Genomic DNA, 21,288 nt, shown 5'->3' with positions numbered 1-21,288 from the left:
GATATTAAGCTATGCCAGACCATTCCTCACATACCAAAGAGCGTTCTCGCATCAACCGTGCTGTGGGCCAGCTGCAAGGGATTAAGCGCATGATTGAAAAAGAACAGTATTGCGTTGATATTCTGTCTCAGTTACGTGCTGTTCGTAATGCCATTAAATCCATAGAGCTTAGTGTACTCAAAACCCATATCATGGGGTGCATTGCCGATGGTTTTTGCAGTCAGGATGAAGCACGCAAGGTGGAACGCATCCACGAAATCATGGAACTACTCAAAAAATACGAATAGGTGAACTATGCCACACGAACAGGATAATGCAAAACCCACTGAAGGCGCAAAGAAGCATACGGGGTGTCATTCCAAGCAAGACACGCATCAAGGAAAGCCTGCTGCTTCCAAAGAAGGTGAAGCGGTGATGTACACATGTCCTATGCACCCAGAGATTCGTCAATCTCATCCGGGAAACTGCCCAATTTGCGGCATGACCCTAGAGCCAGTTACTGCGACAATCATGGAGGAGGTTAGTCCTGAATATCGAGATATGCGCCGTCGTTTTTGGGTCTCCCTCATTTTGACACTGCCCGTTTTTATTCTAGAAATGAGTGGGCATGGAAGAATATCTCACCTCTCTACAAGCCAATCCACGTGGATGCAGATGGTGCTGGCAACTCCTGTTGTTTTGTGGGGAGGTTGGCCTTTCTTTGAGAGGGCATTTCAATCGCTAAAGACGCGTCTGAACATGTTTACCTTGATTGCCATGGGTATCGGTGTAGCTTGGGTTTACAGCTTAGTGGCCACCTTATTCCCACAACTATTCCCAGCAGTCTTTCGTAAAGAAGGCGTGGTGGCCGTTTACTTTGAAGCAGCCGCAGTGATTACTACTTTGGTTTTGTTAGGACAAGTGTTGGAGCTCAAAGCGCGCGAACAAACGGGTAGTGCAATTCGTGCCTTACTGAAACTAGCCCCTGAGAGTGCACATCGTTTGAGGGAAGACGGCAGCGAAGAGGAAGTATCACTTGATGCAGTCCATGAAGGGGATTTGCTGCGCGTACGGCCTGGTGAGAAAATACCTGTTGATGGTGAAGTACACGAAGGTCATAGTCATGTAGATGAATCGATGGTTACTGGTGAACCTATGCCTGTAGCTAAGGATGTGGGTAGCAAAGTCATTGGTGCGACTATAAATCAGACCGGTAGTTTTGTCATGAAAGCCTTGCATATTGGCAGTGACACGATGCTGGCACGCATTGTACAGATGGTGAGTGAGGCACAACGAAGTCGTGCCCCAATCCAGCGTTTGGCAGATACCGTGTCTTCCTGGTTTGTGCCTATTGTTATTTTGATTGCAGTGGCGTCCTTTAGTGTCTGGGTACTCTATGGCCCGCAACCCGCATTCAGCTACGGTCTCATTGCGGCAGTTTCGGTGCTTATTATTGCCTGTCCTTGTGCCTTAGGCCTTGCCACACCGATGTCGATTATGGTCGGAGTTGGACTTGGTGCGAGAAATGGAGTACTGATAAAAAATGCAGAAGCGCTGGAGCACATGGAGAAAGTTAATACTTTAGTGGTTGATAAAACGGGTACATTAACTGAAGGACATCCAAAGCTGACACAAATTATCACGGCCGATGAGTTTGAAGAAGATGAGGCATTGGCTTGGGCTGCGGCATTAGAAAGCAACAGTGAGCATCCGCTGGCCAATGCCATTGTGGCTGCAGCAAAAGAGAAAAAGCTGACTTTATCTCATGTTTCAGAGTTTAATGCGCCGACGGGCAAAGGGGTGACAGGAATAATCGAGGGACGTTCCATTGGCATCGGTAATACCAAGTTGATGCAAGAGCTTGGTGTTCACAGTAATCTGTTAGTGGCAAAAGCCGATAAACTACGGGCCGAAGGGGCTACGGTGATGTTCATGGCGGTGGACGGTAAAGCGGCTGCGATTTTGGCTGTCGAAGACCCGATTAAAGCCACAACACCCGATGCCATTCGTGAACTTCAGGAGGATGGAATTGAAATTTTTATGCTGACTGGGGACAGTAAAAAAACCGGTGAAGCAGTTGCCGCTAAATTGGGCATAAAGCACGTGATGGCTGAAGTCATGCCTGAAGATAAAAGTCGTATTGTGGGTGAATTGAAGGCTAAAGGTCGTATTGTTGCTATGGCAGGAGACGGGGTCAATGATGCGCCAGCACTTGCCAAAGCCGACATTGGTATTGCCATGGGAACGGGCACGGATGTGGCGATAGAAAGTGCAGGGGTTACCTTATTGCGTGGTGATTTAAATGGCATTTTAAAGGCCAGGCGTTTATCGCAAGCGACGATGCGCAATATCCGCCAAAATCTGTTTTTTGCATTTATTTACAATGCACTAGGTGTGCCCATTGCTGCAGGGGTCTTATATCCTATGACTGGGATGCTTTTAAGCCCAATTATTGCTGCTGCTGCCATGTCATTGAGCTCGGTATCCGTCATTGGGAATGCGCTTCGCCTACGGTGGTTACACGTATGAACTATTCTTGGGGTTATCAACGCATACCGGCCTGTTCCTTACCCCTAAAAAGAATTTTTTTAGGGCAAGCGAAGCATTTAATCAGGGTGAATGAGCGTTGTTTACTCATTTTAATACTTGTGTTTTGCTCTTTTGTTGTGAGCGCTCAGCCTGCTGTAAGCCTTAAGGAATTAACCCAACTGGCTATAGACCATAACAAAGATTTAAGGGCAGCGCGTTTCAATGTCTCTATTGCCGCGGGTCGATTAGTGCAAGCAGGGCTTTGGTCAAACCCCAATTTTAATGTGTCGAATAACGACGACAGACTGTTTAATAATGAAGGCGAATATTCTCGAAGCGCGGCCTTTACCCAAGCGTTTCCTATTTCTGGGCGTATTGCCAAACAAAAAACGGTAGCCCGTATTGATGTAGAACGCGCCAGGGCTGAAATTCGAGAAGCGGAACGTCAGTTAAGCGCTAAAGTAGCTATTGCCTTTTATGCACTTGTGGTTACTGAGAAGCGCTTGCAACAAGCCAATTATTTACTGCGTATTAATCGGGAGCTGGTGAATGTGATTCATGATCGTTATCATGCTGCTGAAATTTCCAAGCTCGATGATAATTCGGCGCGTATTGAATACCAGCGCATTGAGCAAGACAAGCATCTTTTGCACAGCCTTCGCATCAGTCAATATGCTACCTTGAATCAATTACTCGGTCGGAAAGCCAATCAACCGTTGAGGATCCAATTAGAGACACCAATCCACCTCAAACTCCTTAAACTTCAAACGTTGCAGTCCTTTGCTTTACAGCATCGCCCTGACCGACAAAGTCTTTGGTTGGCGGTGGGTAGAGCCAATGCCGACAGGCGTCTTGCGAAAGCCCAGCGCTTTGCAGATTGGACTTTGGGTCTTGGCGTTCAACAAGATAAGATTGTTGTAGAAAATGGACCGCCACAGTCAGCCGATCGCACTTTAGGGGTCACTCTTTCCATTCCCCTGCCTTTGTTAAATACCAATCAGGGGCGAATCCTTGAGGCAGCCGCCACAGGAACCCAAGCCCTCATGGCGCTACGCGCTTTAAATCTTGCGATTGAAACGGAAGTAGCCAGCAATTACGCGCAGCTTAAAGCCTTGCACGCCAGTCTTGTGCAGGCCAAAAACACCTCCCTTCGTTTAAGTATTGAGAATATAAAATTGGCACAAGATGCCTATCAGAATGGTCAAATTTCACTGTTAAATGTATTGCAAATTCAGCGCCAACAAAATGATTTACAGAATGCTTATTTAAATACGTTAGAGAAATATTTTCAGGTGTATGTTGCATTATGTACTGCAATGGGTACAGATCAACCCAAGGGACTGTGTTCGTATTTAGCCTACCAGAGGAATGACAATGGTTATGACTTGGCAACAAAAGATTAAAACAGGACTGAGTGCAGCAATTGTTTTGTGCCTCTTCTTAAATGCACCTTCAGTAAGTGCACATGGGGATGAAATTGAGGTCAATGAGGGGGGAAAAGCGGGACCTGTACAATTGACCAAGGAGCAAACTCAAATGTTGGGTATTGAGGTGGCTGATGCGACCCCTCGTCCTATGGCAGAATTGCTGACTCTTAATGGCCAAATTCAGTTGTTGCCCGATGCTCAAGCCGATGTCAGTGTACGAATCAGTGGTGCTGTGACGGCCATTAATGCCAATTTAGGCGATAAAGTAGTCAAAGACCAGGCTTTGGCTACGGTGCAATCGCGTTTAATTGGCAATCCACCGCCTAGTGTGGCGGTGAAATCCCCGATTGATGGGGTTATTGATGCACGTAATGTTAATTTGGGACAGGCAGTGGAGCCTAATACCGTTTTGTTTCATGTCAGTAATCGGAACCAGTTGCTTGTTGTGGCGCAAGTATATGAAGAAGACTTAAGCCGCGTTAAAGTAGGGCAGAAGGTTAATGTTCATGCATTAAGTTATCCCAAGCAGATTTTTCCAGGCAAAGTGACACTCATTGAGCCCAATTTGGATGCTTTAACGCGTACCGTTAATGTCCAAATCCGCTTGGATAATCAAGACAACGTATTAAAGCCAGGTATGTTTGTGCGGGCTAATCTTGTTTTACGCTATGCCAATGCGGCACTGACTGTACCAAGTAACGCGATTCTTAATGTGGATAATGTCTCGTTTGTCTTTGTACGCACAGGCAATAACTATGAGCGGGTGAATGTGAGCGTTGGTGCCAGTGACGATACGTACACGGAAATTAAAGACGGCCTTGTTCCTGGTGATACGGTGGTCATTCAAGGCAATCGAGAACTGTATACCTTGTCATTAAGTAGCGGTAGCAAAAAACCTCATTCAGGTAACGAGGAGAAACCTTAATGTTTAATCGTCTCATTGCCTGGTCACTGCATAATCGCCCCTTAATTTTGGCATTAACGCTCATTCTTTGTTTGTTGGGTGGTTATACTTTAAAGCAAATGCCGGTGGATGTGTTCCCTGAGTTTGCGCCACCGCAAGTGGTGGTGCAAACTCAAGCTCCTGGCATGACCACTCAAGATGTAGAATCCTTAATTACCTATCCTCTAGAAAGTGCGATTAATGGCACGCCAGGGGTGGCTAGTGTACGCTCCAAAACTTCCGTTGGACTTTCTACTATTACTATTGTGTTTGATGATAAAACAGACATCTACCGTAATCGCCAGTTGGTCAATGAACGCATTCAGCAGGTGGCTAATCGACTGCCTCCGGGCATTAATCCACCGGTGATGTTGCCTGTCATCTCGGCAGTCGGCTGGTTAGTGAAATACGCTTTAGTCAGCCCTACAGCCAGTCCAGAAACTTTACGCACCATTTCAGACTGGACTATTCGTCCACGGATTCTGGCGCTGGGTGGTGTGGCCTCAGTGGTTTCTCTTGGTGGTGAAGTCAAGCAATATCAGGTCAGGCTTTTGCCAGAGCGGATGTTGGCTTATCGCATCAGCGTGGAAGACGTGCGCCAAGCCCTAATCTCCACCAATCAAAACGTGCCAGGAGCGTTTTTGCATCAGGCAGGTACCGAGTTGGTGGTGGGCACCATGGGACGTATTCAATCGCTCGATGACATTAAAAAAACATTGATTGTTGTTCGAAATGGCGTGCCCATTACCATTAATAACATCGCACACGTTGCTTTTGGTGGTGAGATTAAACGAGGCGATAGTGCGTATAACACTGATTATGCAGTGATTGGTACGATTTCAAAAGCTTATGGGGCCGATACAGTTACCACAACGGCTAAAGTAGAAAAGGCACTGGTCGAAATTAAAAGGACACTGCCTGCTGATGTGACTTTAATTACCAATGTTTTTCGTCAAGCCAATTTTATTGAATCTGCCATTCAAAATTTAACAAGGGCCTTGCTTGAAGGGGCAGTGATTGTTATTGCGATTCTTTTTGTCTTTTTGATGAACTGGAGAGCTTCCTTTATTACGTTTTTGTCTATGCCGGTTTCGTTCGTAGTCGGTATTTTAGTTCTTCATTATTTTGGCATTGGCATTAATTCCATGACCTTAGGAGGTATGGCGATTGCCATTGGAGAGGTGGTTGATGACGGCATCATTACGGTTGAAAACGTAGTGCATCGCTTACGGATTAATCGTCAGGAAGCCAATCCCTTGCCCACCATTGAAGTGGTTTTTGATGCGGTGCTTGAAATTCGAAGCTCAGTAGTGTATGCCACCATTATCATTAGTCTCGTATTTTTACCCATCTTCTTTTTGTCAGGTATTGCAGAGCGTATTTTTAGTCCTTTAGCCATTGCCTACATCGCCTCCGTCTTAGGTTCTCTGGTGGTTTCCATCACGATGGTGCCCGCCCTGTGCTACCTGTTATTGGTACGTAATAAAGAAAAGCAGCAAGATGCCGAAGTCAGTCTACATGCCTTATCGCAAAAGGAGAGGCATTATACAGTTGAGCGCAAAAGCGACCGCGAGGCTGAACCCGAAACTCGTTTTGTCTTGTGGCTTAAACATCATTTTTTAACTGCACTCCAATGGTCCGTATCGCACTGCAAAACGGTGCTCGCCCTGGCCCTATCTGCTTTTATTTTTGCCATGGGGCTGCTTCCTTTTTTCGGGACTTCTTTTTTACCGGAATTTCATGAGGGTAATTTTATTGTGGCGATGAGCACGTTGCCTGGAACCTCCTTAGATGAAACGATGCGTTTAGGCAAACAAGTGCGTAAAGCCTTGTTACATTACCCCCAGGTAATTTCTATTGCCCAGCGAGCTGGTCGTAGTGATCTTGATGAAGATGCGATGCCGCCTAATGTCAGTGAGTTTGATGTGCGTCTTGATTTTGATAAGGATAAATCCATGCCCCCGGATGAATTACTGCGACGCATCCGTGCGGATTTGGCCAATGTCCCAGGAGCTGTATTTAACGTCGGCCAATTCATCGCCCATCGCATGGATGAGGTGCTTTCAGGAGTCAGGGCGCAAGTAGCCGTAAAACTATTTGGCGATAATTTATCAACGCTCAATGAGTTAGGGCAGTCGATGGAAACCCTTTTAAAATCAGTACCAGGAGTGGTGGATGTTAATAAAGAACAACAAATCAAAGTATCCCAGTTAGTGATTAAGCTTGATCGTGAAAAGGCAGCACGTTATGGCGTGAATGTTGGGCAGATTTCGGAAGACGTGCAGGTGCTGCTTAATGGAGTCAGTGTATCGAGTGTTTTAGAAGGACAACGAACGTTTGATTTATTTCTTAGAATGGATAAATCTGGGCGTGATAGCGCCAGAGCCATTCAAAACATGCTCATTGATGCCCATGGTGTGGGTGCGCTCAGCAATGCGCAAATACTCCTGCGAGCAGTGGCTGAGATTGACTTGGAGCCGCAGCCTTTTGCAATCAATCGTGAGAATGTGCAACGCTTGTTAGTGATTGGCTTTAATGTGCAGGGCCGCGATTTAGGCAGTGTGATTGCAGAAGTCCAACAGCAAGTACAACAAAAAATTAAACTCCCCACCGGTTATTTTATTCAATACGGTGGCCAGTTTGAAAGCCAGCAACAAGCGTCCAAAGTTATTTTGGCCTTTGGTGGATTGGTGATTTTTATCATGCTGATTTTACTGCATAAAGCCTTTGGCACCTTTAGAGAAGCGTTATTGGTGATGTTTAATTTGCCTTTAGCACTCATTGGTGGGATCATCTCCCTGTTTTTGGTCAGTGGTGAGATGAGTGTGGCGGCCATGATTGGCTTTATTACTCTGTTTGGTATTGCGGCGAGAAATGGAATTATTTTGGTAAGCCACTACAATCAATTACGATTGCAGGGAAAAACTCGGGAGGAAGTGGTTATTGATGGCACCTTAGACCGATTGGTGCCAGTATTAATGACTGCTGCAACCGCGGCACTGGGTTTGTTTCCGCTATTATGGGGCTCGCCGGCAGGTAAGGAGTTGGAACGTCCTTTGGCTCAGGTGCTTTTAGGTGGATTATTTACATCAACGGTCTTAAATATGTTTGTAGTGCCTACCGTGTATAACGCCATCGAAGTGTGGCGAGAAAAACGTACTGCTTTTAATGAAACTACTCAAGGAGAAAAAACATGATGCACAGTACTTTGAAACAAAAAAAACACTTTTGGTTGGGGCTTATAGTCAGTGTTTTGATGGTTTGTGGCTACTCCAAGGTATTTGCTAACCCGACTGAAGAGCAAACTGAAGTCATTCCTAAAACCATTCCAGCCATTTGGCAGGCTGTAGATAAGCATGCTGCGTCCATCGAGAAAGCAATAACCGACAATCAGCTGACCTCTATACACGAACATGCTTTTGCCATTCGTGATTTAGTCAACGCGTTACCTGCATTAAGCAAGGACTTATCGGAGGAGCAGAAAAAAACACTGCAAAACAACTTAAGCTATGTTGACCAATTGGCCACTCGTCTTGACAAAACAGGCGATAACAAGGATAAAGAAGGCACACAAACCAATTGGCAAAAATTACAAAAGGTGTTAGTGCAGCTACGCGCGCTGTATACTCCTGTTGCCCCTAATTAATCCAGGAAGCTGTTATGATGTTAGTTGTTCGCGGTTTATTGTTCATTGTTTTAGTTTTAAATAACCTAATTGCAGGCGCTAATGCGCCTGTGTCGAAACCTGCGAAACCCACCGTACTCCTTATCAAAAAATACACGACCACCATCAATGGTAAAGCAAGTGAACTGTTTAAAATAGAACAGCCCGATGGGACTTGGGGTTTTCATGGAGTAAAGGGACAGATGTTTGACGCTATTGTAAAAAACCAGACGGATAAACCTACGGCGGTTCATTGGCATGGCTTGATTGTTCCTAATGATCAAGATGGCGTGCCTTACATCACTCAGGCTCCTATTCCGCCAGGTGGTGAATACCATTATCATTTTCCTTTAAAACAATCTGGGACTTATTGGATGCATTCGCATCATGACTTGCAAGTCCAACAGTTTTTATCGGCTCCATTCATTATATCCGATCCTGATGAAGTCCAAAGCTCTAAGGACGTCACGTTATTCATTGGTGATTTTAGTTATAAAAAACCGGAACTCATTTTTGCCAAATTAAAACACGGCGAAATGGCGCACATGCACCATGGCGGTGGAATGGCTTCTGTGGATGGCAAGCAGGCAACGCTTGATTTAAATGATGTGGCCTATGATGCCTTTCTTACTAATTACCGCACCCTTAAAAATCCTGAAATCGTCTCTGTTCGTCCTGGCGATACCGTACGCTTGCGCTTTATAGCGGGCTCTGCGATGACCAATTTTTTTCTCAACACGGGACAGTTACAGGGTGAGGCCATTGCCATTGCCATTGATGGTCAGCCGATTAAGCCTGTGAAATCCAATCAGTTTCAATTACCAGTAGGACAACGCCTGGATGTACTGGTTAAAATTCCTGTCGGTGAAAAGGCTTATCCTATCCTTGCACAAGGTGAGGGCACGTCCATGCAAACGGGCCTTATTCTTGCCACACCAAAAGCAACTATTCCTGTCCTTAAAGAGCAAGTGGATTCAACAGCGGGTGCACTCAATTACGACCAGGAACTCAAGCTCAAGGCAGTAAATCCCTTAAAACCACAAAGTCCTGGGCAAACGCTGGTTGTCAATCTGGAGGGTGATATGATGGGTTATTCGTGGTCCATTAATAAACAAGTTTGGCCTCATATAAAACCTTTGCAAGTCACTTCCAATAAACGGGTAGAGATGGTGTTTCACAATCAGACCACTATGGCTCATCCCATGCATTTACATGGTCATGTGTTTGAAGTGACTGAAATTGATGGAAAAGCCATTAAAAACGGCGCCATCCAAGATACCGTGCTGGTTTTGCCTCATTCCACGGTGAAGGTGCAATTTGATACGGATAATCCGGGTAATTGGATGATGCATTGTCATATGCTGTATCATCAAGAAGGTGGGATGATGACCCTGGTTCATTATAAAGGAGTTGCTATGCCTCCTTTAACCATGACGCATGAGATGCATTCATGATTTATGATTAGCTGAGTAGGTTTTAGCGAGCGTGCACCTAGAGTATGATTCATTTATTAAATGGCATTGACTCATTTTAAATTAAAAGAGAATAAAGAATAACAAGGAGCATTAAATGAGAAAAAAGACGAGCTACTGTCTATTAGTTACGCTCTTAGTTGGGCTTTCAAGTTGTAGTAAAAATGTAGCGCTCACTTCAGAAGGAGCTCAAATCAAAGTAGTCAAAGCAGGTAAGCTCAGCCGAAGTTGTCAGTATTTGGACAAAATATCTGCTTACGATGTGAATGGAGTTTCACAATCGTATCAATCCCATGAGCATTTGTATCAAGATGAACTCAATATTTTAAAAAATAAGTCGGCTCTTTTAGGAGCAAATACCCTCATGATTACCCAGCATCAGTCAACATTTACAGGTAATCCCAAAAATCACCTGGTTGATCAGCATGGGTTGGAAGGCAAGGCCTATCACTGCAAACAATAAAATGATTTTTACATGACGGAGCTCTCTTTGGTATATATGGACTATAATAGACCAATATAGCGTCTTAGAAGTGTTGGGACCGAAATTTTAACTATTAATAGGGAAATTATGATGGCTCATGAACAATATCAAACGTGTATCGAAGCCTGTTTGGCTTGTGCTACTCAATGCGGACATTGCGAGACATCGTGTATCAATGAGGATAAAGACAAGGACATGGTGGGTACTTTTGAGCGTGACAGGAAGGATTGTGCTCAACTGTGTACTCTGGCTGCTGAAATGATGACCAGAGAGTCGAAATACGCTCAAGCAATCTGTTCACTTTGTGCTAAAGCCTGCAGAGATCGTGCTCACCACATGGAACATTGTACCTGGTGTGCTGAGGCGTGCACTCGTTGTGCCATAGAATGTGAAAAAATAGGTGTTTAATCGCGTGATAACACCTTGATCCTGCTCGATTAAGTCAAGACTCTTTAGCTTCTCACAGAGCCGCACGTGAATCTCTCGATTCATGCGGCTCTTATACCGCTATCATTTCGCTGTATTCCGATGCACAAATAACTCGGTTGTGTCTCTCATCAAGAAAGCAGAAAAAAGTGTAAGTAATCGTTGAGCGCTTTTATTTCTGCCCTCCTTAATTAAAGTAACCAGACAAGACCAAATGTTACGGTGTCTTGGGTCGCTGACTCTCCATTAGTGACTTGAATGGTTTTAAATGCTCCATAACTATGCTCATGTTCGTATTCAACAAATAGGTCTAGGCCTGGCATTACGCGGTAATAAGGCCGTACAATATAGCGCATTTGGTTCAATCCACTGCCGATATCTGCTTGGATTACTGTTTTTGAAGCGAGGATACTTCGCACTCCTGCTCTGATAAGAAAATTATTGGTGATTTGCGTATCGCGTGATAATTCAAGATCTAATTTCGCGCTACCCTTGTAGTAATAACCTCTGAGATTGGTATCAATAAAATAAGGCATTATCCCTTCAAGACCAATACCCGGTTGCCAATAAGGCGTATTCGCCGGTTGATTGGTGTAATTTGCGCCGGCTTTAATCGCCCAAAATTGACTGATTAAATGCCAGTAAAAAACATCGATGTCCGCATTTTCAAGCCTTCCCTTATACAGTTCGGCATCATTGACGAATAATTCCAGTTTATTGTAATCCGGTCCATATAAGCCTTTATAGTTAAGGCGTTGCGCATTATGAAAGGGGTCGGCTCCTACATCTATAAATGAAGCCCGCCATAATCCTGCAGGATGAACCATGGGATGTTTCGCCAGTGAGAGGTCAATGGGCATTGCTTCATCCACTCTCACAATGGGGCGATTATAATAGGGGGTTTGTTTCACAATATCTTGTGGTTTCCTTTCCCCTTTGGTTATTTCGATTAACGTTGAATACTGAAATATTCGTGACATCCCGGTTATCATATGATAGAGAAAATGACAATGAAAAAACCATTGACCGCTGGCATCCGTGTCAACATCTGCAGTCATAGTAGCTCCAGGAGGAACATCAATCGTATGCAGTAAGGGATCATAGGCATCATTTCCCGTGCGTAAAATAAACCAATGGCCATGAATGTGCATGGGATGATGCATCATGGACGTATTAGTGAAAACAAAACGATAGCGTTTATTGGGTTCTAAAATGATGGGGTGTGCTTTGTAAGCGGGTACACCATTGATGAACCAAATGAATTGATCCATATAGCCAAACAACTCCATATTGATCACATGAGCTACAGGTTTGTTGGGATCGTTGGTTTTAATGGCCGCAATCATCGGTTGATATTTTGTTCCTATCGAGGTTTTATAGGAGGAGTTGGGAGGAGACAGCTTGTCTCCTATAATGGATGGTTCAGTGGGCATACTCATATTCATTGACTGAGCGTGATCCATCTTCATGCCTGAATCCATCTTCATGCCTGAATCCATCTTCATGCCTGAATCCATCTTCGTGTCTGATTTCATCTTCATGTCTGAATTCATCTTCGTGTCTGATTTCATCTTCGTGTCTGATTTCATCTTCGTGTCTGATTTCATCTTCATGTCTGAATCCATCTTCGTGTCTGATTTCATCTTCATGTCTGAATTCATCTTCATGCCTGAATCCATCTTCGTGTCTGATTTCATCTTCGTGTCTGATTTCATCTTCGTGTCTGATTTCATCTTCATGTCTGAATTTGTCTTCATGTCTGAATTCGTCTTCATGCCTGAATCCATCTTCATGTTTGAATCCATCTTCATGTTTGAATCCGTCTTCATGTTTGAATCCGTCTTCATGCCTGAATCCGTCTTCATGCCTGAATCCATCTTCATGCCTGAATCCATCTTCATGCCTGAATCCATCTTCATGTTTGAATCCGTCTTCATGTTTGAATCCGTCTTCATGTTTGAATCCGTCTTCATGCCTGAATCCATCTTCATGTTTGAATTCATCTTCATGTTTGAATCCGTCTTCATGCCTGAATCCATCTTCATGCCTGAATCCATCTTCATGTTTGAATTCATCTTCATAGCATGAGTATGATGTGCTGTTTTTGTCATACCCGATGGTTTCATTGTCCTAGGTAATGAGCCTTGGTTCATCTTGCCCATCATCAATGCCATCATCTCTCTGGTGACAGGTAATGGTTCAGGAAAGCGAGTTACCGCATCATAATTAACAAATTGATTAGGTGATGTGATTAACGCACCGTAAGCTGCGCCTACAGTATCTGATGATTCAGCGTAAATAATATAGGGTGCATTTTTTTGAATTTTGACCAATACGTCATAGGTTTCACCAGGGGCTACTGTAAAATCTTCGATCGTATAAGGTCGCACATCATTACCTTGTACATGCATCATCTGCATGGTCGCGCCAGGAATTTTCACATGAAAAATAGTGCCGCCGCCTGCGCCAATAAAACGTAACCGTACGATATCTCCTTTTTTAACGAGTGCAGTCCAAGGCTTGGACTTAGGTTGGCCATTGAGTAAAAAAGCATCATAGGCCACGTCACTGATGTCATAAATACTCATGCGCATTTGTTGCATCATTTTGTAATCAGCGATTAAACGTTGTCGTTCTTGAGCCGATCCTTTTTTATAATCATGAATAAATTTGGCAAGCGAAGGTTGGAGGGGGAAGCGAGGCGCATAGTAATCTCCTGCTTTTTTAAGATTCGCCAAAATTTGTTCTGGTTTTGTATTACTCCAGTCGGATAAGACAACAACAAAATCTTTAGTATAATGATAATTGGGTGCTTTAGGAGGATCGATGAGAAAGGCGCCATATAAACCTTGTTGTTCTTGTAGGCCTTCATGCGCGTGATACCAATAAGTTCCAGCTTGTTCCAGTACGAACTTGTAATGAAAAACACCACCAGGGGGGATGGATTTCTGGCTTAAGTCTTCTACGCCATCCATTTGCCAAGGGACTAAAACACCATGCCAGTGGATTGATGTTCCTTTATCGAGATGATTAGTCACGTTGATGGTGACCTGATCCCCTTCTTTAAAATGCAAGGTGGGTGCTGGAATTTGATTATTCACCGCAATGGCCTTTCGGGGTTTCCCGGCAAAATAAACCGTTTTATAGTCAACGACTAAATTGACGACGCGCTCTGCAGCAAACACATTGAATACAAATAATAAGCTAAAAAGTAAGGTAATTATTTTTTTCATTAAATCCATTCTCCCGTATTATGTAGCGCGTATCGTTCTATTTTGTGGAAGGGGTATTAAGAGGGTTCTCAATCGTTTTTATGATGTTACCGCTCTCATGATGATGCTGCTTTTCTCCCTCTGCTTGGGGCAACGACATGACACCCAATCCATGACGATAAACAAGCTCGCCGCCACGCCTTGCCGTAGAAAGCAATAAGCCTTGCACAAGAAGCATGGCTATTAGAAAAGTGAAGGTCATTTTTTTCTGCTTAGCGTATCGCCATATTGACCAAAAGGCAACTAACCACATAGCAAAAGCAGTCGATAAGGCCCAATTACGATGGTTCGTCATTGCAATGTGTGCTGCTTCATCATGTTTGACTGTATTATAAGCATAAAGACCTGCTATGATAGTAAATACTGTAACTAAAGCCGCACACCATAAACACCAACGCCCCACAATTTCAAATTCTAAAGCCAGCTTCGCTGGAATGATTCGTAAATAAGTAGACAGATAAGCGAGCAGCAAGAAACCAAAAGCCGTGGTAAATAAAGCCACGGTAAAGTGAACAAAGATAGGATGCCAATTGGGTAGGATTTCTATCATGGTTCAATCTCTCTATTATTGATCATGGAGGTTGTAGGCGTAATACCTCCTCGTTTCCTTCTAATCATCTATTGTCTCTTAAACACAACGAACCATCAATGGGGCGAGATACTCGAATTCAGTGCATCTTAAACCAGCCAACACCCTTGATATCATTAAAGGAGTCTGTTTGGTGGCATCGATAACATTGGTCAATACGTGCCTCCTTTTCCCCAGTAACCGACTGATCCACCATCCCAAAGTGCTCCATGCGATGACTGGGTGGCGCTTTATGGCACTCGGAACAATTAGTGGATGTTGGGCTTGGATGTAAATAGCCGGGAATCTTCCAGCTTTTTTCTGAATGGCAGGTAGCGCAGTCTTTGCCGAAATATTCCTGGTGTTTATCCTGAAAGGCATGGCAAGAATGGCAGTCTAATCGGACAGGATGATGGGACTCAGTCTGCGCCGAATCTTCTGTTTCCAATACATACCGGAGCGAAATGTTCACAAGACTTCCGTGTTCCATATGGATAGGACGTATTTTGCTTCCTTGATGCTCAACATGACAGCCGCGACAATCCTTTAGATGCGCATGGAATGACGTGACTGGATTCATCAACAATTCCGGTGATGCAGCGTGGCATGTAATGCATTTCTCCGCCACAATCCCTCGGTTAGGGGCATGGCAGCTTTCGCATTTGTTGCTTAGAAATGCATGTGCTGCTGAAAGCGGACCAGGATTAACGGCGGCATCCCACAGGGGTAGCTTGTCACCATTGGATTGGCCAGAGGGGGTAACAGTAGTAAATATGATTATTAGGACCACAATAAGCAATCCTGCCAGGGCTAGAGACTTCATTGCAGCCACCGTAAGCCATAATAGATTGAACTCCAAATATGAAAGGCTAACGCTGCATAAAGAGTAATTGCGGTGGCAATATGTACCACAAGCCAACGTCCAAACGCTTTCCTCAGCAGTTCTTGGGCAGTGATGGAAAACTCGAGATCAGAGAGTGCGCCAATTAAGTGGCTCAAGGAGAGCCCAGATGGGTCAACGACGGCTTGATTTTCTAAGTTGCTTGCAGCCCGCACGAGGCTATCATAACGGTCACGCAAGAGTGTGAGTTTCTTTTGTTTCTCGCTTAACTCAAGCCCAATCTGGGCTAGGTAATATCGTCCCACAAATCCAGTGGCAACCACCGTGAGCATCAGAACAATTAGCGTAATACCCAGTGGGCTTTGGAATTTATGTCCCGAATGAATAAGGCCAAGGAGGGCTCCAATCGTCCCTGCATAAACATGAAACGATAGGACAGTACTCAGCGGAAGAAATGCCTTCAAGCGCTCTCTAATCCAGGGTTGCCTTTTGATGAGGGAATAAAGCAAGAGTAAAACGAATAATGCAGTTGCAGTAAACCCGAATAGAAACCCTGTAAAACTTCCCGGAAACTGCGGTGCTACGTGAAAAAGAAACACCGGAACCATCAGTGCTAATGCGCTTAAAAGACCGCCTACGATGACTTTCTCAGCTTCGGTAGCCATGATTAAGCCTCCACTACCAGATCGCTGGGTGATTTCGCTTGGCAGGCAAGAATAACGCCAGCCGCTTTTTCATCTGCGGACAATGCATCGTCCACCTCCATGTTCACTGAGCCCTCTAAAAGGTGCACTTTACATCGCCCGCAAATGCCAGTTCGGCATTCAGAATCGATAAAGACACCGATCGCCTCAGCCGCCTCAAGCACCGACTGATTGGGCGCGAGTGGGCCTGATTTGTTTGACTTTGAAAAATTGATGGTTGCATGCGCTGAAGGGGGCATCATCGGTGAGACGTCCGTTGGTGCTTCTGGTGTTTTTGCGGTAGAGGAAAAAATAGGTGGCTCAGTAGTAAATACAGGACCCCCTTTTGGTGGTGCGAAGTGCTCTGTCTTCACTTGTTCAGATGGAATTTTAAGTTGCAGAAGGGCTGCTTTGACTGCATCCATCATCGGCACGGGGCCGCAAAGATGGATCCGGTGATGGACGATGTCTGGAATCGCCTTTTCGATAAAATCGGGCGTGATGAAGCCCACTGGACCTGTCCAGTCAGCGCCATCGGTGGTTTGCACAATCACATCTACACTGACATTCGGGTGGTGACGTGCAATATGGGTGCATTCTTCACGAAAGATGATATCAGAGGGTGTGTTCACAGCATAGAGCAGATGAATGTCCTTGGGATAGGAGCGATCGGTAAGATAGCGCAAAACACTCATCATGGGCGTGATGCCCACCCCTCCGGCGATGAGCACGATGCCGTTGGCTTCTTTGCCGGTGAAGAAAAACTCACCGGCCGGTGCAGAGACCTCGAGCAAATCACCTGTGTTGATGTGATCGTGAAGATGGCGCGATTCCACCCCATACTGCTCCCGTTTCACGGTAAGCTCTATATAATCGTGTTGCGTTGGTGATGAAGAGATGGTATAGCAGCGACGTATTTTTTGGCCATTAATGACTGAAGTAATGGCGGCGTACTGTCCGGGCAAAAATGTAAACGGTATTTGGCCAAGATTGGGCTCCATCAGCCGGAAGGTTTTAACGTTTGGGGTCTCATCGAAGATTGCCGTGGTGCGTAAGATACCTGACCACCGTATGGGCGCAGGGGGCTCTGTTTTTGGAGGAGATGCTTCCAACTCAGGTGGTTTAGGACTGTTACTCGTACTAGGCTTTACTGGTTCACTGCCAGGTGTTAGGCGTTGAATCAGGGAGTTAATCCGACGATGTCGTGCCCGCTGAACGAGAAGGGCCATCATCAGCGCAGCCACTAAGAGGAGCATAACTATCCAATGAAGCCAAGAGAGATCACGAAAACCGCCGTTCATCTCATTACCCGTGTTATCCTCAATATTCATTTCACGCTTAAACCAAGTGAGCGCGATTTGAGGTGGTGGTTGCGTTTCATTTAAGGCCTGTAGCGCACTGGCCCCACTGGCAGCAAATGATAGGCCCTCGCGCACTTGTTTTAGAGCAGTTTGCGCGGCCGCAGGATCATTGGTTGATAAGGCACGATGAAGCTCAGTTTGTATTGCGGTGATGATTTGCACGCCTAAACCGAGACGGGCTACGGCCTCATTTCTGATGTATTTGCGCGCTTCATCAGTGAGTTCTGGAAAATCCATCAGCGAAGCATAAAAGGGCTTTCCGCCAGTTGCCATCTCCCCACAACAGCCAGCAGGCCCTGGCTTGGCGGAAGACGGAGCCATCATATTTCCGCCAGCACCACCTTTATGATGCGCTGCATGCTCTGAGGGTTGCGTCGTTGCGTTTGTTGGAGTCGGAGTTGTTGAAATGGGAGGTAATGTGGACGTGGTGTTATTATTACTGCCCTGATGGTGTGCTGCGTGTTCTGCTGGTGACATTTGGGCGAATACAGGCGATGAGGGCGTTATCCCCACGAGCATCACCATCATGAATGACGTGATCTTCATTGTTATCCGACAACCGAATGTACTTGGGCTATGCAAGGGCTTGTGCAATCGATTTGACTCAAGTACACCACGTTCTTCACCTCGAGACATCGATGTGGGCAAACCCTTTTCGTTTGGCATCCGTTTCATTTTATAATATCCGTCGCGCTCCATCATTGGGCATCATCTCATTACTCGTAACCTGATTGCTTGCAGGGGAGTTCAGAGGATCGTTATCATCGATTTATCTTCCTGGCCTAATCATTGTCTTGAGTGATACCCGAAGAGAAGTCATACATCAGTATAATATAACTCTGAATTTTTATAATTGCTATGTTTTTGCCTAATCTGAATGAACCAATGCCTTGAAAAATGGTATATACTTTCGAACGTAACGTATGGTTACTTTCTAAAATAACAAGGAGGTTGTATGTTGAAACTTAATGCACTCATTATCTTGACTACTTTGAGCGTGGTGACTCCAACCCTCTATGCAGAGGACGATATGATGAATACTACGTCTGGCAATACGATGCAAAATAACGATCAGCAATCCGCGCCAATGCAACAAATGCAAGAAGAAATGAAAAAATTGCAGGAGATGCACGATCAACTGATGAATGCTAAGACACCAGAAGAAAAGAAAGCATTACTGAAAACTCAAATGCCAGAGATACAACATGGCATGGACATCATGCAAAAGATGGGTGGTGAGACGGCAACCAATCCGGAAATGATGGGAAAACGCATGAAGATGATGCAAACGATGATGCAAATGATGATGGATAGGCAAAAAATGATGATAGACAATGGAATGATGGGATGCTCGATGATGAAAGGGGAATAAATTCTCTATTAAGATTAAAGAGCATTGGATGTATTTAAAAATAGAATTAGAGGCCTACGGGTGAGGCAATGAGACGCTCACCCTGGTTTTGCTTTTTCTGATGCATCCCTTTTTCATTTTTCTTTAATGAATAGTGCATAAAGTCCACAATCGTTGCCAATTTAATCAGAGAATCAGTAAAAGGAATGGTGATGAATACTCAGGTGAGGGATTCTTTGAAACAGAATGAACGTGAAGAAAAAACAAAGAGAGATGACGTTTATCTTGATGAAGCGAATCCACGTGAAGCCATTCATCGAGACAATAATCATGATTTAGATGATGAATTTGATGTGATACGCTCAATTAATTAACTTTCTATAGGTTAATCGTGGTCCTTATACAGCGTGTCAAATAAGCTAATCATGAACTCATTACGCATTGTTCTGGCCGATTCCAACGAATCCCTTATCGTTTCAGCCATTTCATGTTCTATTTTTTTAAAATAATTGCTCTCTGGGATTATTTGGCGATTTGCTTTAATGGATTGCCCCAATAATTCTATAGGCTTCATGAGTGGATTTATTTTTTCAGAAAAAACGTAGCGACTTAATCGCATGGGATGGGTTTTCTCAAGCCACCAGGATAAAAAGGGATTGCTGGTGCTTCGCACAAGGGGTTGCATCACCGACTGATACAGCAAATCATTGGCTTCAGACACTTGCCGAACCTTTTCAAAAGGCTCTGTTGGACTACTCGTGCACAGCTCGGTAATATCACGTTCCTCAAAACGCACATGATATTGCTCTTTGCTGCAATCCGGGTCGCCCGTTGGATTCACAATCACCATTTCATAGAGTCCAGGCTTTAATTGTTCAATAGCAGTACCGTGTTCTAAGATGGCGCGATGGTGCAGGCGCACGACTTTGGCGGATACAAAAATCCCTAAATGCCCAACTGATGGATGAAGGAGGTAAACAATGCGCTGTTTTGCTTTCTTCAAGGCTTGAGTTGAGGGGTAAATCGTTCTTATCCAATGTAAGGCCTGTCGTGGTGGCGTGATTTGATCGCCTTGAGAAGCAAAGACAACAATGGGGCTTTGAATGCGTTTTAAGTCGTAAACACATCCTGGATGAATCAGCATTTCGCCACGCTCCAATTGATCGCCAACAAACAGATTGTTCACGGTGGCTGTAATTTCTTCTTGGCTAAATTGATAAAAACCATTCCACCAGCGCTCAAATTCTAAAAATCGCTCCTGCTCTACATCCATTTGATCAAATAAACTATAATACTTATCCCAGATTGCTGTGGTCGGATTTAAAGTCTCGAAATTGGAAACCAACCAGGCCCCATCAAAGGTTCCATCCTTTAAATCAGAGAGAAAGCGCGCACTCCATACGCCTCCTAAGAGTCCACCTAAGAGTTGCATGGGATTAGCTTCTTCTTCATTGTTTGCCCAATAAGAAACAGGGGAACCATTCATGACCGTCAAACCAACCGAGCCCACACAATCTGAGGCTAATAAAGCAAGCATCCAACCTGCTTGACAATTACCATAAAGAATAGGGGATTTATCTTCATGCAAGGCTTGCACTTTTTCGACAAAATGGCGCAGGGTGGTCAAGACATCGGCGAGCTTTTGGTGAGGAATGGGCTCAGGATAAAAAATAACGAAATACACGGCATGGCCACTGTGCATGGCAATGCCCACTTCCGAGTCACGTTTGAAGCCGCCAATACCTGGCCCATGACCTGCTCTGGGATCAACGATAATCACTGGCGACAAAGTAGGATCGAAACATTTTTCAAAACACACGTCACCTACTTCGAGGATTTTAATTAACGCATAATTGGTTTTGGGGTCCAGTGTTCTCCCATCCATGACTAATTCATATTTAAAATTTAACAGCGGCCGTAATCCTTGTTTTTCATGTTCCATCATGTTGTTGGCCCGTTCACGCAAAGTATCAAAAAACAAAACAGAGCGTTGCCAATAATCTATTGGGTAAGAAAAAAGATCATGCCAGATTTGATCTGGGACTTCGGTATCATGCTTATCCATGCTTCACCCGGCTTTGAATGATTCAATAGTTTCTATTGTGGACCAGGAAGAGTATTTTTACAAAAATAAATAATCGTCGCTCCATGGCTAACCGCATGCATTTTGCACGGTCATGTGGAAGCTACTGGGATTGATATCGAGAGTGGGGTTGATGAAGGTGTTTGACTTACATCGAATTATGGCGGTACTAGACTTGGTATAAAAGAAGGCCTAATGCCATACA

General features: G+C 44.6%; 17 protein-coding genes. 11 read left to right on the top strand and 6 right to left on the bottom strand.

The window, feature by feature from the left end:
- The first annotated feature begins 11 nt into the window (after positions 1-11).
- The 9 genes from LOX96_RS02150 (at position 12) to LOX96_RS02110 (ending at position 10,906) form a co-directional block, all read left to right on the top strand.
- Entirely contained in the window at positions 12-287 is a 276-nt protein-coding gene (locus LOX96_RS02150; RefSeq protein ID WP_250420721.1) for a metal-sensitive transcriptional regulator, read from the top strand.
- Positions 288-294: 7 nt separating this feature from the next.
- Positions 295-2,508 (top strand): copper-transporting P-type ATPase, encoded by a 2,214-nt coding sequence (gene copA, locus LOX96_RS02145; RefSeq protein WP_250420723.1) that lies wholly within the window; start codon positions 295-297, stop codon positions 2,506-2,508.
- Positions 2,505-3,911, top strand: coding sequence for a TolC family protein (locus tag LOX96_RS02140; RefSeq protein ID WP_250420724.1), 1,407 nt, complete (start codon positions 2,505-2,507; stop codon positions 3,909-3,911). The genes copA and LOX96_RS02140 overlap by 4 nt, the downstream gene beginning before the upstream one ends.
- On the top strand, positions 3,889-4,860 hold the full coding sequence (locus LOX96_RS02135) for an efflux RND transporter periplasmic adaptor subunit (protein WP_431606628.1): 972 nt from the start codon (positions 3,889-3,891) through the stop codon (positions 4,858-4,860). The genes LOX96_RS02140 and LOX96_RS02135 overlap by 23 nt, the downstream gene beginning before the upstream one ends.
- Positions 4,860-8,075, top strand: a complete 3,216-nt coding sequence (locus LOX96_RS02130; RefSeq protein WP_250420726.1) for an efflux RND transporter permease subunit — start codon at positions 4,860-4,862, stop codon at positions 8,073-8,075. The genes LOX96_RS02135 and LOX96_RS02130 overlap by 1 nt, the downstream gene beginning before the upstream one ends.
- On the top strand, positions 8,072-8,524 hold the full coding sequence (locus LOX96_RS02125; RefSeq protein ID WP_250420727.1) for a transporter: 453 nt from the start codon (positions 8,072-8,074) through the stop codon (positions 8,522-8,524). Before LOX96_RS02130 ends, LOX96_RS02125 begins: the two co-directional genes overlap by 4 nt.
- A gap of 14 nt (positions 8,525-8,538) precedes the next feature.
- Positions 8,539-9,996 carry a multicopper oxidase family protein gene (locus tag LOX96_RS02120; protein WP_250420728.1) on the top strand — a complete coding sequence of 486 codons (1,458 nt, stop codon included), beginning with the start codon at positions 8,539-8,541 and terminating at the stop codon, positions 9,994-9,996.
- A 115-nt stretch (positions 9,997-10,111) separates the two neighbouring features.
- Positions 10,112-10,477, top strand: a complete 366-nt coding sequence (locus LOX96_RS02115; RefSeq protein WP_250420729.1) for a DUF4156 domain-containing protein — start codon at positions 10,112-10,114, stop codon at positions 10,475-10,477.
- A 108-nt stretch (positions 10,478-10,585) separates the two neighbouring features.
- Positions 10,586-10,906 carry a four-helix bundle copper-binding protein gene (locus LOX96_RS02110; RefSeq protein WP_250420730.1) on the top strand — a complete coding sequence of 107 codons (321 nt, stop codon included), beginning with the start codon at positions 10,586-10,588 and terminating at the stop codon, positions 10,904-10,906.
- A gap of 209 nt (positions 10,907-11,115) precedes the next feature.
- Here LOX96_RS02110 and LOX96_RS02105 read toward each other — a convergent pair whose 3' ends face one another.
- From LOX96_RS02105 to LOX96_RS02085, 5 genes are all read right to left on the bottom strand, one after another.
- Complete coding sequence (locus LOX96_RS02105) at positions 11,116-14,157, bottom strand: multicopper oxidase domain-containing protein (RefSeq protein ID WP_250420731.1); 3,042 nt, start codon at positions 14,155-14,157, stop codon at positions 11,116-11,118.
- Positions 14,158-14,194: 37 nt separating this feature from the next.
- A complete protein-coding gene (locus tag LOX96_RS02100) occupies positions 14,195-14,746 on the bottom strand; it encodes a DUF2231 domain-containing protein (RefSeq protein WP_250420733.1) in 552 nt (183 codons plus the stop codon).
- Positions 14,747-14,864: 118 nt separating this feature from the next.
- Complete coding sequence (locus tag LOX96_RS02095) at positions 14,865-15,587, bottom strand: class III cytochrome C family protein (RefSeq protein WP_250420735.1); 723 nt, start codon at positions 15,585-15,587, stop codon at positions 14,865-14,867.
- Entirely contained in the window at positions 15,584-16,270 is a 687-nt protein-coding gene (locus LOX96_RS02090; RefSeq protein WP_250420737.1) for an iron reductase, read from the bottom strand. Before LOX96_RS02090 ends, LOX96_RS02095 begins: the two co-directional genes overlap by 4 nt.
- Before the next feature lie 2 nt (positions 16,271-16,272).
- Positions 16,273-18,195: a 2Fe-2S iron-sulfur cluster-binding protein gene (locus LOX96_RS02085; protein ID WP_250420739.1), complete on the bottom strand. Its 1,923-nt coding sequence runs from the start codon at positions 18,193-18,195 to the stop codon at positions 16,273-16,275.
- Positions 18,196-18,604: 409 nt separating this feature from the next.
- On the opposite strand from LOX96_RS02085, the gene LOX96_RS02080 reads away from it, so the two are divergent.
- Both LOX96_RS02080 and LOX96_RS02075 read left to right on the top strand, forming a co-directional pair.
- Complete coding sequence (locus LOX96_RS02080) at positions 18,605-19,021, top strand: type IV secretion protein Dot (RefSeq protein WP_250420740.1); 417 nt, start codon at positions 18,605-18,607, stop codon at positions 19,019-19,021.
- A 191-nt stretch (positions 19,022-19,212) separates the two neighbouring features.
- Complete coding sequence (locus LOX96_RS02075) at positions 19,213-19,374, top strand: hypothetical protein (protein ID WP_250420741.1); 162 nt, start codon at positions 19,213-19,215, stop codon at positions 19,372-19,374.
- Between the two features lie 11 nt (positions 19,375-19,385).
- On the opposite strand, the gene LOX96_RS02070 is transcribed toward LOX96_RS02075, so the two are convergent.
- Complete coding sequence (locus LOX96_RS02070; RefSeq protein ID WP_250420742.1) at positions 19,386-21,065, bottom strand: DUF3141 domain-containing protein; 1,680 nt, start codon at positions 21,063-21,065, stop codon at positions 19,386-19,388.
- Positions 21,066-21,288: the final 223 nt, after the last annotated feature.

The sequence above is a fragment of the Legionella maioricensis genome, from assembly GCF_023618015.1.
GTDB classification, from domain to species: domain Bacteria; phylum Pseudomonadota; class Gammaproteobacteria; order Legionellales; family Legionellaceae; genus Legionella; species Legionella maioricensis.
Note: the sequence above shows the minus strand (reverse complement) of the source record. Positions and strands in the feature narration are given on the sequence as shown.